Here is a 13,627-nt window from a genome sequence, read left to right on the forward strand (position 1 = left end):
CCTCCGGTTCGGACGGCAGCCGCTGAGCGGAGGGGACCGGGTCAGGAGGGACCGGTTGTCCGGACGCCGAGCGGCCATGGCCATGGCGCGCGCCCAGGGCGGCGAGGCGGACGGCGGCTGGCCCGCTGCGGCGCAGAGCCGGGGCGCGCAGCCCGACCCCCGGCATCCCGCCCGGCGCCGTCACCTCACCCGTCCGCCACTCCCCTGCGCACGCTGCGGGACGAGCTCCACACCCCCCAGCGCGGTCCAGCCCGGCCGGTCCGGGAAACGGCCCAGGGGTCGCAGCGGCCAGGGTGTGGACGGTCCCGCGACCCGTCCGCCCGTCGGCGCGGCTCGCGACGGCGGCTCCAGGACCGTCGTGAACGGCGGCGTGTCCTGCCCGCACCGCGCCCCCTTCGGCGGCAGCACCCCGGTCAGGACGTACCGGACCACATGGCGCTGCACACAGGTGCTCGGGTTGTCCAGCGCGGTGTGCCCGTATCCGTCGAGCGTCAGCAGCCGGGCGTCGGCGAGTTCTGCGGCCATCGCCTGCCCGGCGCGGTAGGGCGTGGACGGGTCGTGCACCGGGTTGACCACCAGCACCGGGTGCGCGGTCGTCCGGTTCCACGGGCCCGTGTACGGGTCGGCTGCCCGGGCCGGCCACGCGGTGCAGGGCTCGTTCGCCCATACCCACCACCGTCCGAGCGCACCGGCCTGCTTCACGGCACGGTCCTCCAGCCCGGCGTAGCGCCCGGGGGAAGCGGGGTTGGGGCTCTCGGCGCACATGACCGCGAGCGACTGCTCGAACCCCGGATAGCGGGCGGGCCCGGACGGCGCCGGCGGCTCGTCGGGGGCCCGTCCCTGCCACAGGGACTGCAGGGTGTCGGCCGTACCGGTCCAGCCCGGGTGCACGGTGTACAGGCCGCCGCGGACCTCACTCACCGCGCGGGCGTACGTCCAGCGTCCGACCGGCTGCCTGGCGAGGCGGGCCAGCAGGGCGTCGTACTTGGCCCGGGTCTGCGCGGGGCTTCCGGCGGAGAAGGGGCAGCCTGATACGGGCGCACGGCCGCAGAGGCCGAGGAACTGCGCGAGCGTGCCGGCCGAGCCGAGGTGCGAGCCGAGGCGCAGGAAGGTGTTCAGCTCGGGCTCACCGCGCGCACCTCGGTTCGTCCACGCCCGCGGGTCGACGTTGCCGTCGACCACGAGCCGCCCGACCCGGTCGGGGAACAGGTTCGCGTACGTCGCGCCGAGCAGCGTGCCGTACGAGATGCCCCAGTAGCGCAGCCGTTCCTCCCCCACCGCCCGGCGCAGGAGGTCCAGGTCGCGTGCGGTGTCGGCGGTCGACATGTGGCGCAGCAGCTGCGGATCGCGCCGCTCGCACCGCTTCGCGAGGTCGGCGTACGCGGCGGTGTACGCCCGCTGCTCCTCCCCGCCCACGGGGAACGGCGGGACGTTCTCGTGCCAGGCCGCTGCCTCCCCTGCGGTGTCGAAGCAGCGCACGGCCGTGCTCTCCCCGACGCCCCGCGGGTCCCAGCTGACGATGTCGAAACGGTCCTTCAGCTCCTGCGGAAACTTGCGGTACAGCTCGGGCAGTCCGACCGTCCCGGGGCCACCGGGACCCCCGGGGTTGAAGAACAGCGTCCCGGCGCGCCGCCCCGGGACGGCCGCCCGGTGACGGATCACCGCCAGGTCGATCGTCCGGCCCGACGGGGCGGCGTGGTTCAGCGGCGCTTTCGCCACCGCGCACTCGAAGCCCGCCCGGACCGGCTGCGCGCACGGACGCCAGCGCAGTACGACTCCGTCGTCGCCGTCACCCGGACCGCCGCCCGGAACGCTTGCCGGAACGCCTGCCGACGCCACAGCGGCCGCCGAGAGCAGCGCCACAAGGGCTCCGGCCGCCGCCCCCGCAGCGCGTCGCAGGGGTGCCGATATGCCGGTGTTGCGCATCGCCGGCCCCTTCCCTTACGGAGAAGACGGGCCGCGCGCCGTGTGGGCCGGCCTCGCCTGCCATGACACCGGCGGCGGGTGCGCCGGGCAACCGGCACGGTCCGAACGGGTGCTGGGGGGGGTCCGCACGTGGCCGGCGCCGACCACGGTCGCGTCATGCGCTGTCGGGCGCCGACTCCAGGACCTTCTTGAGGTTGCGCAGGGTGGTGCTGATGTTCCTGCGCTGGAACTCGGCGAAGGTGTGTCCACGCGTCGCGACCCGGTCGAAGGCGTGGGCCGCGAAGTCCGGCCACGAGCGGCGGTCGTCGGTCCACGTCTCGGTCACCCGGGTGCCCTCCGGGACCGGCTCGAAGCGGTACTCCCAGGTGGCGATGGGGCCTGGTATCCGCGGGACCCGGACTCCGATGGCGTGCACCCGGAATCGGAACAGCCGGTCCTTCTCGACCGCCGTCACCGTGCAGCGAGTGGTCCAGCGGAAGGACCCGCGCTTGTTCCGCCCGTCGAAGACCATCCCGACGCGGGGCTCGCCGGCACCGCCGTGGACGGTGGCGCCGAGGTTCTCCGGGCTCCAGTCCCCCATCCGCGCGGGATCGGAGACGTGCCGGTAGACGTCGGCGGGACGGGCCTGGACGACGATGCTGTCGGACACGGTGAACGTACGAGGCATGGCTCTCCCCTTCTCGGCGGCCGACGCTACCGTCCCGGCACACCCCTGGCTACCCCTGGGTAACTTCACCGGTGATGGTGGGACCGGCGAGAAGGCCGGCGCGTCCGCAGGCCGGCCCTCGGCGCCGGGCCCCGACACGGGCCCTGCTGCCGTGTCCCACGAGGAGACGCCGGCGGCAGGGCCCGCGGTGTGAGCGCGGCCCGCCCGGTCCAGGGCCCGGGGCGGGGCCCGGTGCGGGGCCCGGTGCGGCTATTTCACCGATCCCGCCATCACGCCCTGGACGAAGTGCCGTTGGAAGGCGAAGAAGACGATCAGCGGGACCACCAGGGACAGGAACGCCCCCGGTGCGAGAACGCCGATGTTGCTTCCGAACTGCCTCATCTGGGACTGCAGGGCCACCGTGAGAGGCTGGGACCCGCTGTCTGCGAAGAGCAGCGCCACGAGCATGTCGTTCCACACCCAGAGGAACTGGAAGATGGCCAGGCTCGCGAGGGCCGGCCGGCCGAGCGGCAGGATGAGCCGGGAGAAGATCCGCCACTCGCTGCCGCCGTCCATCCGGGCGGCCTCCAGCATTTCGCGCGGTATCTCGGCGAAGTAGTTGCGCAGCAGGAAGATCGCGAACGGCAGGCCGTAGGCGACGTGGAAGAGGACGACGCCCGCGATCGTGCCGAACAGTCCGACCGCGCCGAAGAGTTTGGCCACGGGCAGCAGCCCGATCTGCACGGGGACGACCAGCAGTCCGACGACCACCAGGAAGAGCCCGTCCCGGCCGGGGAACTCCAGCCATGCGAAGGCGTATCCGGCGAGTGCCGCGATGGCGACCACCAGGACGGTGGTCGGCACGGAGATCAGGATGGTGTTCCCGAAGGCCGCCGCGATGCCGGAGTCCTTGAGCAGGGCGCTGTAGTTGTCCAGGGACAGCTGGGACGGGTCGGTGAGCGCGGTCCACCAGCCCTCGGAGGCGTTGTCCTGTTCGGAGCGCATCGAGGACAGGAACAGGCCCGCCAGTGGGGTGATCCAGACGAGGGCGACCAGGATCAGCACGCCCTGGACGACGGAGCTGCCCAGCAGGCGTGAGAGCCGGCTCCTGCGGCGGGGTCCGGGCGGGGACGGGGCGGGGACGGGCCGGGCGGCCGGCGTCCGGCGGGCCGGCGGGCGCTCGATGGTGCTGTGGCGGCTCATGCTCCGCTCCTTCGGAAACGCCGGATGTTGAAGATCATCGCCGGGACGACCAGCAGGAGCAGGACCACGCTGAGCGCGCTGCCGAGCCCTTGGTCGTTGCCTCCGCCGAAGGAGACCAGCCACATGCGGGTGGCCAGTACGTTCGCCTCTTCCTGGACCGGTCCGGGCGCGATGATGTAGACGAGGTCGAAGACCTTCATCACGTTGATCACCAGGGTCACGAAGACGACGGTGAGCACCGGTGCGAGCAGCGGAACGGTGATCTTGCGGAAGATCTGGCCCTCCGTGGCCCCGTCCATCCGCGCGGCCTCCAGCGCGTCGCGCGGGATGGCGGAGAGGCCGGCGCCGATCAGGACCATCGCGAAGCCGGTCCACACCCACAGATAGGCGGCGATGATGGCCGGCGTCACCAGTGCGGGACTGAGCCAGTTCACGCCCTGGTAGGGGGCCGCGAAGTTGGCCGTGGGCAGTCTGACGGTGTACTCGCCGTCGGCCAGGCCGGTGAGGCGGAACGACCCGTCGTCGGCCGTGGTGGCGGTCGCGGCCACCCGGCCGTCCCGTACGGCCTCGACCGTCATGCCGGGCAGCCCCTTCTCTCCCGGGTCGACCGTGCCCGGCGTACCGGCGCCGCCCGGGGCGAAGTCGAGGTAGACGGCGCCCGCGATGGAGTCGGCACCGGCCACGGCGTCGGCTGCCGCCTTCGCTCCGGCGGGCATCGCGTCGGGTGCCACCCCGACGAATCCGAGGCTGACCGAGCGGCCGGGACGCAGGTTGCCCTCGGTGCTGTACGGGCCGCCCGCCCTGCCGGTCAGACCGTGGCCCTCGCGGGCACGGGCCGTCGGATAGGCGGCACGGTCGGCGAAGGTGTCGTGGACGCCGACGACGGCGGCGTTGAGCACGCCCCGGTCCGGGTCCTGTTCGTAGGCGAGCCGGAAGATGATGCCCGCGGCGAGGAACGACACGGCCATCGGCAGGAAGAGCACCAGCTTGAACGCGGTGGCCCAGCGCACCTTCTCGGTGAGCACGGCGAGCATCAGCCCGAGCCCGGTCAGCAGGAGCGGGGCGACGACGACCCAGATGGTGCTGTTGCGGATGGCCTTGAGGGTGGCCGGGTCGTGGAGGATCGCCGCGTAGTTCCCGGCTCCGACAAAGCGTTCGCCGCCGGCGTCGAAGAAGCTGCGGCCCACGGAGAAGACGACCGGGTAGACGACCAGGGCGCCGAGCAGCAGCAGGGACGGCAGGACGAACACGACGGCGAGGCGGCGTTTCTTTCTCTGCGCCAGGCGCCGCGGGTTCGTCGCGGCGCGGGCGGTCAGGGCGTCAGCCATGGGGAGCGCCTCAGTTCCCGTAGGCCTTGGCGGCTTCGGCCTCGAGCTTCGCGGCCGTGCCCTGCGGGTCCGACGGGTCGCGCAGGAAGTCCTGGAGGAGCTTCCACTCGCCCGCCCCCTTGGTACCGCCGAACGCGGCCGGGGCCTGGTCCGACATGTCGAAGCGGATCGAGTTGCCCGCCGCGATGAGCGAGTTGGCGGTGCTGCGGGTGGTGTCGTCGCCGTACGAGGCGAAGTCGACCTCGTTGTTCGGGGACAGGAAGCCACCCGCGCCGGCCCAGACCTCGGCCGCCTCGGCTCCGGACAGGAACTCGACCAGCTTCATGCCGGCCTTGCTGTTCTTCGCGTCCTTGAGGACGACGGCCGCGTCACCGCCGCTGACGACCGGCGCCCTGCCGCCGTCGACCGAGGGGAACGGGAAGAACTTGGCGTCCTGCCCGAGCTTCTTGCCGAACTGGCCCTTGGCGACGCCGCCGACGAAGTCGCCCTCGTAGACCATGCCCGCCTTGGGCTCGGGGCCGAAGACCTGCGCGACCGACGTGGGGAAGTCGGTGCTCAGCGCCGTCTGGGCCCCGCCGGCGACGAGCTGCTTGTCCTTGAACAGGTCCCCGAGGGTGGTCAGCGCCCGGACGACGCTTTCGTCGGTCCACTTGAGCTTGTGCTGGGCGAGCTGGTCGTACTTCTCCGGCCCGGCCTGGGAGAGGTAGATGTTCTCGAACCAGTCGGTGAGGGTCCAGCCGTCCTCGCCGGCTATCGCGAAGGCCGGGCGGCCGGAGTCGGCGAGGGTGCGGCCCGCCTTCAGCATGTCGGAGTAGCTCTTCGGCTCGCTGACGCCGGCCTGGGTGAAGGCCTCGGGGGCGTACCAGACGGTGGACTTGTGGGCGGCCTTGAAGTAGAGGCCGTAATACGTGCCGTCGACCGTGCCGTAGTTCTTCCACACCGGGGCGAGGGTGGAGTCCGCCGTCTTGGCGGTCTGGTCGGAGAGGGGGAGGAGCCAGCCCTCCTTCACGAACTGCTGGAGCACGCCCACCTGGGGGACCATCACCACGTCGGGGGCGTTACCGCCTTCGATCTTGCTTCCCACGAAGGTGGAGACGTTGTCGCCGGAGGGGACGAAGACCGTCTTGGCTCCGGTCTTCTCGGTGAAGGCGTCCAGGACCTTCTTGAAGTTCTCCTGCTCGCTGCCGGTCCAGACGCCCGCCACGGTCACGGTCTGGCCGCCGAGTTCGCCTCCGCTCGCGGGTCCGGTGGCGCCGCCGCATGCGGTGGCGCCGAGGGCGAGGGCGAGGGCCGCCGTCGCGGTGGCCGTGGTCCGTCGGGTCGTCTTGCTGAGTCGTCGCATCGTGGGTCCTTTCGAGGAAGTCCGGGGCTACGGGGTGGGTCCTGGCTTCACTGGGAGGGGTTTTCGCGCGGGGTCGGGAAGGTCAGGGGGCGGTGGCCGGAGGAGGACGGGCCGGCATCGGGTTCGCCGGGGCCCACGGGGCCGGGGCACTCGGCCGTCCACCAGGCGGCGGTCGCTGCGGGGAGCACACCGTCGGGGCAGGGGCCGCTGGCGAGCAGCGGAGTCCCGGGGACCGGGGCGGGCACCGGCTCCGTGCCGAAGTTGACCGCGCAGACCAGGCCGTCGCCGCGGACGATCGCCAGCACGTGCTCGGGGGCGTCCAGCCAGCGCAGGGTGCCGTCGCCGAGCTGCGGCAGGGTGCGCCGCAGCTGGAGACCGTCGCGGTAGAGGTGCCAGAAGGAACGGGTGTCGGCCAGGGCACGGTCGGTGGCGTGCTCGGCGAACCACTCGGGCTGCGGCAGCCACGGCTTGGCGGCGACCGCCTCCCGGCTGAAGCCGAACGGGGAGGCGTGCCCGGACCAGGGCAGCGGCACGCGGCAGCCGTCCCGCACGTGCTTGCGGCTGCCGGTGCGCCGGAAGATCGGATCGGTGAGGACCTCGTCGGGCAGGTCCAGGACCTCCGGGAGGCCGAGCTCCTCGCCCTGGTAGACGTAGGCGGCGCCGGGCAGGGCGAGCATCAGGAGGGCCGCGGCGCGGGCGCGGGCGGCTCCGAGTCCGCTGCCTTCCACCCCGGGCTCTCCGGCGTAGCGGGTGACCGTGCGGACCTGGTCGTGGTTGTTGAGGACCCAGGTGACGGTGGAGCCGGTGCCGGCGATGTCGCGCATCGCCTCGGTGATGGTGGCGCGGAAGGCGCCGGCGTCCCAGGGGGCGCTGAGCAGGTCGAAGAAGAACGCCTGGTGGAGTTCGTCGGGTCGGACGTACTCGGCGTGCTCGCGTGCGGTGGGCACGGACACCTCGCCGACCAGCAGCCGCTCGTGGCCGTCCCGGGCGGTGTACTCCTGGCAGACCGCGCGCCAGCGGCGCCATACGTCGTGGACCTCGGGCTGGTTCCAGGCCAGCTGGTTGACGGCGTCGCGGGCCCGTTCGTCGGCTCCGGGGTCGTCCGAGTCGGGCAGCTCGGCGTGCTTGAAGAGTCCGGCGGCGACGTCGATGCGGAACCCGTCGACACCGCGGTCCAGCCAGAAGCGCAGCACCCGCTCGAAGTCGTCGCCCACGACGGGGTTGCGCCAGTTCAGGTCGGGCTGCTCGGGCGTGAAGAGGTGCAGGTACCACTCTCCGGGGGCGCCGTCGGGTTCGGTGGTCCGGCTCCAGGCGGGGCCACCGAACATGGCGCGCCAGTTGTTGGGCGGCTCGGCTCCGTCCGGGCCGCGGCCGGGGGCGAAGTGGAAGCGGGAGCGCGCCGCACTGCCCGGCCCCGCGGCGAGCGCGTCGCGGAACCACGGGTGCTCGCTGGAGCAGTGGTTCGGGACGATGTCGAGCAGCAGCTTGAGCCCGAGCCGGCGGGCGTCGGACACCAGCCGGTCGAACTCGGCGAGATCGCCGTACACGGGGTCGACGCCGCAGTAGTCGGCGACGTCGTAGCCGTGGTCGTGCTGCGGCGAGGGGTAGAAGGGGCTGAGCCAGATGCCGTCGACACCGAGCTTCCGCAGGTAGGGAAGCCCGGCCCGTACGCCGGCCAGGTCACCGACACCGTCCCCGGTGCTGTCGAGGAAGCTGCGGACGTAGACCTGGTAGATCACCGCGTCGCGCCACCAGGGATCGGAGGGGGCGGCACTGCGGGAGGGGTGGCCGATGCCGGCCGGAAGGGTGCTGAGCATCTCGCGTCGACCTGTTTCTGCTGAATGCGAGAGCGCCCCAGATCGGTGCGCTGTTATGCATGCATGTTAAGTAGCGCTGACTGGAAGGTGTCAACGATGTGTCCAGAAACAGTGAAAAGCTGGGGTGGTTTGCTCAGGAATGTCCTATGCACAAACGAAGGGTCTCTACTTAACATGTAAGTAGAGACCCTTGGAGGACGGAGAAGAAGACGGAGAGGTGGGATCAAGCCTTGCGGGAGATCGGGCCCTGCGGCGGATCAGCCCCTGCGGGAGATCGTCCCGAGCTCGCGCGCGAGCCGCGCCGCCGCCTCCTCGGGCGTCTGGCGCAGAGCCATCACGTCCTGCGCCACGGCCTGTACGGCCAGGCTCACCTGGTCGTAGCGCGGACTCTTCGGGCGCGGCACCGCCGACAGCACACTCTGCCGGAGCGTCGGCAGGTACGGATACGCGCGGATCAGCTCGGGGTCCTCGTACAGCGCGGCGCGCACCGGCGGCAGCGAGCCCTCGGTGAGCACGCGCCGCTGGACCCGTTCACTGGTGAGGTAGGAGATCAGATCGGCTGCCGACGCCGGATGCCGCGCACGGCTGCTCACGGCGAGGTTGGAGCCGCCCAGCACGCTGGTGCCGGGCCCGTCGGGTCCGGGCAGCGGCACTGCGCCGAACCGGCCCGCGATTTTCGACCCCTCGGCGCTCGCGTCGGCGTACACGTACGGCCAGTTCCGCAGGAAGAGCAGCCGGCCGTCCTGGAACGCCTGCCGGGACTCCTCCTCCTTGTACCCGAGGGCCTCGCGGGGGATCCAGCCGTCCCGCACCCCGTCCGCGAGGAAGCGCAGTCCGGCGCGCGCCGCGTCGGAGTCCACGGTCACCCGGGCGCCGTCGTCGCGCAGGATCGAACCGCCCGCCGAGTGCACGGCCTCGGTGACGTTGACGGTGAGTCCCTCGTACGGCAGGAACTGGCCCGCATAGCCGTCCAGTCCGTGCTTCGGCGCGAGGGTGCGCGCCTGGCGCACCAGCTCGGCCCAGGTGCGCGGCGGTTGCTCGCCCTCCCGGTCCAGGATGTCCTTGCGGTAGTAGAGCAGTCCGGCGTTCGTGACGTACGGAACCGCGTACAGCCGCCCGTCGAAGGTCGCGGTGTCGACGACCGGCCGCAGGAACGCGTCCAGGGGGAAGCGGTCCCGCTCCAGGGGGGAGATCCATCCGGCCGCCGCGAACTCGGACGTCCAGGCGACGTCGATGTTCAGCACGTCGAACCGGTCGCGCCCCGATCGCAGCTCGCTGATCATCTGGGCCCGGGTCTCGTCGGCCGAGTCGGGCAGTTCCACGAGGGTGACGCGCTCGTCGGGGTGGTCGCGGTTCCAGTCGTCGAGCAGCGGCGAGAGGTAGTCGGTCAGATCGCCCGCCGTCACGAGCGTCAGGGGGCCGCGCCCCTCGGAGGCCGCACCCCCGCCCGCGTCGTCGCGGACGCCGAAACCGGCGTAGCCCGCGAGCACCACCGCCGCGACCAGGAGAGCTCTACCCGCGGCATGCATCCACCGCATAGATTCCTCCCAGTGCGCGATCCGGCTGCGCCGCCGACCATCGTGGCCCATATATACCCGTTAGGCATGGGCGATACTAGACGCCCAGGCAGACGAGACGGACTCGGGCGCCGATCGGTCCGGTGCCGGGTGAACAGTTGACTACGGAGCGGGAAGGAGGGGAGCGCGTTGCGGCTGGCGCTCCTTGCGCTCCTCACCCGTAGCCCTGCGCACGGTTACGAGCTGAAGCAGGACCTTGAGAAGCTCCTGGGCGCCGCGTACCCTCAGCCGAACGTCGGCCAGATCTACGTCACCCTCGGCCGGCTGGAGAAGAGCGGCCTGATCGAGGGCGAGGACGTAGAGCAGTCGGGCCGGCCCAACAAGCGCACGTACAAGCTGACGGACGCCGGGCGCGAGGCCGTGCTGGCCTGGTTCGAGGACACCGCGGAGGAGCCCCGGGTACGGGACGAGTTCTTCATGAAGCTCGCGCTCGCCCCACGGTCGGGTCTGGCCGACCCCGTCGCGCTGATCAACAAGCAGCGGCGCCAGTACCTCAACACCATGCGGGACCTGTCGAAGCTGGCGGCGGCCGAGGACCGCGACAACAAGATCTCCCAACTGCTGATCGAGGGCGCGATGCTGCATCTGCAGGCCGACCTCGACTGGCTGGAACGCTGTCAGGAGGAGCTGGAATGAGCGACGACGCCACCACCGCTCCTGCGGTGCCCATCGTGCGTGCCGAGGGCCTGACCAAGACGCACTACGGCGAGGGCGCTCCGGTGCCCGCCGTGCGCGGGGTGGACCTGTCCGTCCAGCCGGGCGAGTTCGTCGCGGTCACCGGGCCGTCGGGGGCCGGCAAGTCCACGCTGCTGCATCTGATCGGCGGCCTCCAGCGGCCCGACAGCGGGAAGCTGTGGCTCGGCGGGGAACGGGTCGACGCCTACCGAGAGGCCCGCTGGGCGGTCCTCAGGCGCCGCAGCATCGGCGTCGTCTTCCAGTTCTTCAACCTGGTCTCCAACCTCACCGTCGCCGACAACGTCGAACTGCCCGCCCTGCTCGCCGGCGCCTCTCCGAAGGCCGCCCGCGACTCCCGCGCCGAGCTGCTCGCCGAACTGGGGCTGGAAGGCCGCGAACGGTCGATGCCCGGCGAGCTGTCGGGCGGCGAACAGCAGCGGGTCGCGCTCGCCCGAGCGCTGGTCAACCACCCCACGCTGCTGCTCGCCGACGAACCGGCCGGCAGCCTCGACAGCAAGGGCACCCGCGAGGTGCTGCGGCTGCTCTCCCGGTTCCACCAGCGCGGCCAGACGATCATGATGGTCACCCACGACGCCCGGATGGCCAGCGCCGCCGACCGCGTCATCAGCTTCTTCGACGGACGCATAGCCGACGACGCGCAGCTCGGCGGCGGGCGGCGCGGGCCGGGCGGCGGCGTCTCCGGCGTACTCGAACTCAAGGAGTGACCGTGCGGGCCACTCTGCGCTGGGCGCAGGCCGACTTCCGCGCACATCGCGGGGAAGCCCTCTTCGTCGTCCTGGCCAGCGCCGGGGTCATCGCCTCGCTCCTGCTGGCCGGTGCGCTGTTCAGCTACGCCGCGAACCCCTGGCAGCGCGTTTTCAACCAGTCCCAGGGCGCGCACATCTGGCTGCACACCCGGGGCGGGGCGGACATGGACGCCCTGTCCGGCGTGGACGGCGTCGCGGCCCTCTCCGGTCCGTACCGCACGGCGGCCACGACGGTCGAGTCCCGTGGCGCCCGGGTCGGGGTGACGCTGCGCGCGGCCGAGGCGGCGCCCCCGGAGACGGGGCGGCCACTCGTCACCGCGGGCGGCTGGCTCGCCCGGCCGGACGACGGCGACCGGGACGGCAGCGTCGTACTGGAGGATTCGGTCGCGCGGGCGTTGTGGGCGGAGCCGGGCGACACGGTGCGCGTCACCGGACCGGACGGTGCCCCGCACCTGCTGCGGGTGGGCGGGATCGCCGAGGTGGCCGAGCCCCGCTACCAGCCGGGCGACGGACCCGGCATCGGCTGGGTGCTGCCCGGCACGCTCGACGAGATCGCGCGGGAAGACACCGGGCAGAGCGTGGGGCTGCGCCTGGAGGATCCGGGCGACACCGACTTCATCGTCCAGCGCGCGGTGACTGTACTCGGCGCCGACCGGGTGGCACAGGTCACCAAGTGGCAGCAGGCACGGGCCGAGGCGGGCGGCGACGACCGGCTCCTGGGAAAGATGTTCGCCGTCTTCGGGCTCGGTGCGCTGCTCGCGGCGGCGCTCGCCGCGTCGGGAGCGATCGGCGCCCGCGTCCGGGGCCAGCTCAGGGACATCGCCATCCTCAAAGCCATCGGGTTCACCCCCGGCCAGGTGACCCGCGGCTTCCTCGTGCAGCACCTGGCCTTCGCGCTCCTCGGCGTGGCCGTCGGCACGGCGGCGATCGCCCTCCTCGGCGCGCGGATACCGGGGCGGATCGGTGAGGCGGCGGCGGTCTGGCAGGACCTCCCCGGGCACACCGCGCTGATGATCGGCATCCCCTGCGGCGCGGTCCTGCTGATCGCCGCCGCCACCGGCCTCTCGGCCTGGCGGGCAGGACGGGTGCCGCCGGTTCCGGTGGCGCGGGCCGCGCTGCCGTCCGCCGCGCCGATGACCGCACTCGGCAGGCGGGCTCTCGGGATGCGGGTGCCTCCGGCTCTGGTCCTGGGGTGGCGGGCGGCGTTCGCGCGACGCGGCCGGACGCTCGTACCGGTGGCCCGGCTCGCCCTGCCGCTGCTGCTCATCACGGTCGCACTCGTCGCCTGGTCGACGCTGGACCAGTTCCGCAGCCGGCCCGCGCAGGTGGGACGCCCCGCCGCACTGACCGTACGGGCCGAGCAGCCCGCGGGGCCGTCGGACTCGGAGCTGGAGAAGACCCTCGCGACGGTCCCGGACATCGCCGCGGTCCATCCGGGCGCGGAGATGGCGGCGCTCGTACCGGGGCAGACCGGCACCATCACGCTGCGCGGCCTGGGAACGGCTCGCCACCCCTATCCCTCCACCGTGGTGGAAGGGCGCGCGGTCGGCGGCCCGGACGAGGCGGTGGCCGGGCAGGGGCTGCTGGACCTCCTCGGGGTGCGAGTCGGCGACTGGGTACGGATGACCGTCGGCGGACGGCCGCAGATCCTGCACCTCGTCGGCCGCACCATCGAACCCGAGTCCGGCGGCCGGGTGATCACCACGACCCTCGACGCCCTGCGGGAACGCGATCCGCAACTGCGCCCCGCCTACCACGCCCTGGTGCTGCGCGAGGAGGCGGACCCGCGGGCGGTGAGCGGCGAGCTCGCCTTGGCGGCGGGCGGCACGCTGGAGATCAGGGAGACGCCCAATCCCGCCGACCGGCTCGAGCCGGCCCGCGGAGTGATCGCCGCCCTGATCGCGGTACTGGCACTGATCGGGCTGACCGAACTGCTCACGCTGATCAGCACCGGCGTACGCGACCGGGGCCGGGACCTGCTCGCGCTGAAGGCCATCGGGCTGACGCCCCGGCAGATCGGGGCGATGATCGTGACGGCCGCCGGTCTGACCGCGCTCGTCTCCGCGGTGGTGGGGACGGTGGTGGGTGCGCTTGCCGGCAGCTGGCTGGTGGACACGCAGGGCGCGTCGAGCGGGATCGGTGCGGGCATCGCCCGACTGCCCTCCCTGCCGGTGCTGGTGACGGTGGTCGTCGGAGCCGTACTGGGTGCGGTGGCGGCGGCGGCGCTGCCGGCGACCCGTGCGGCGCGGCGGCGCCTGGCGGACTCGCTCAGCGAGACGCTCTGACCCGGTTGTGCGTGCCAGGCCCCACCGACCGGGAGGGACTCTGACGCCAGGCCCCAAGGAA

Annotated in this window: 10 protein-coding genes; 3 read left to right on the top strand and 7 right to left on the bottom strand. The window is 72.6% G+C overall.

What is annotated here, in order from left to right; genetic code table 11:
* Positions 1–180: 180 nt before the first annotated feature.
* The 7 genes from ACWGIF_RS16245 to ACWGIF_RS16275 all read right to left on the bottom strand — a co-directional run bounded on the left by ACWGIF_RS16245 (position 181) and on the right by ACWGIF_RS16275 (position 9,800).
* On the bottom strand, positions 181–1,926 hold the full coding sequence (locus ACWGIF_RS16245) for an alpha/beta hydrolase (protein ID WP_453497162.1): 1,746 nt from the start codon (positions 1,924–1,926) through the stop codon (positions 181–183).
* Positions 1,927–2,080: 154 nt separating this feature from the next.
* Positions 2,081–2,593, bottom strand: coding sequence for an SRPBCC family protein (locus ACWGIF_RS16250; RefSeq protein WP_453497165.1), 513 nt, complete (start codon positions 2,591–2,593; stop codon positions 2,081–2,083).
* Positions 2,594–2,842: 249 nt separating this feature from the next.
* On the bottom strand, positions 2,843–3,775 hold the full coding sequence (locus tag ACWGIF_RS16255) for a carbohydrate ABC transporter permease (protein WP_453497168.1): 933 nt from the start codon (positions 3,773–3,775) through the stop codon (positions 2,843–2,845).
* Positions 3,772–5,103 (bottom strand): ABC transporter permease subunit, encoded by a 1,332-nt coding sequence (locus ACWGIF_RS16260; RefSeq protein ID WP_453497170.1) that lies wholly within the window; start codon positions 5,101–5,103, stop codon positions 3,772–3,774. Before ACWGIF_RS16260 ends, ACWGIF_RS16255 begins: the two co-directional genes overlap by 4 nt.
* Positions 5,104–5,113: 10 nt before the next feature.
* Positions 5,114–6,445, bottom strand: a complete 1,332-nt coding sequence (locus tag ACWGIF_RS16265; protein WP_453497172.1) for an ABC transporter substrate-binding protein — start codon at positions 6,443–6,445, stop codon at positions 5,114–5,116.
* Positions 6,446–6,492: 47 nt separating this feature from the next.
* Entirely contained in the window at positions 6,493–8,262 is a 1,770-nt protein-coding gene (locus ACWGIF_RS16270) for a glycoside hydrolase family 13 protein (protein ID WP_453497175.1), read from the bottom strand.
* A gap of 257 nt (positions 8,263–8,519) precedes the next feature.
* Positions 8,520–9,800: an ABC transporter substrate-binding protein gene (locus ACWGIF_RS16275; protein ID WP_453497178.1), complete on the bottom strand. Its 1,281-nt coding sequence runs from the start codon at positions 9,798–9,800 to the stop codon at positions 8,520–8,522.
* A gap of 168 nt (positions 9,801–9,968) precedes the next feature.
* On the opposite strand from ACWGIF_RS16275, the gene ACWGIF_RS16280 reads away from it, so the two are divergent.
* The 3 genes from ACWGIF_RS16280 to ACWGIF_RS16290 are packed head-to-tail and all read left to right on the top strand — an operon-like array spanning position 9,969 to position 13,566.
* Positions 9,969–10,475, top strand: a complete 507-nt coding sequence (locus ACWGIF_RS16280) for a PadR family transcriptional regulator (protein WP_030723089.1) — start codon at positions 9,969–9,971, stop codon at positions 10,473–10,475.
* Positions 10,472–11,239 (top strand): ABC transporter ATP-binding protein, encoded by a 768-nt coding sequence (locus ACWGIF_RS16285; protein WP_030723086.1) that lies wholly within the window; start codon positions 10,472–10,474, stop codon positions 11,237–11,239. Before ACWGIF_RS16280 ends, ACWGIF_RS16285 begins: the two co-directional genes overlap by 4 nt.
* A 2-nt stretch (positions 11,240–11,241) precedes the next feature.
* A complete protein-coding gene (locus tag ACWGIF_RS16290) occupies positions 11,242–13,566 on the top strand; it encodes an FtsX-like permease family protein (protein ID WP_453497182.1) in 2,325 nt (774 codons plus the stop codon).
* The last annotated feature ends 61 nt before the right edge of the window (positions 13,567–13,627 follow it).

The sequence above is a fragment of the Streptomyces sp. NPDC054849 genome (genome assembly GCF_053610945.1).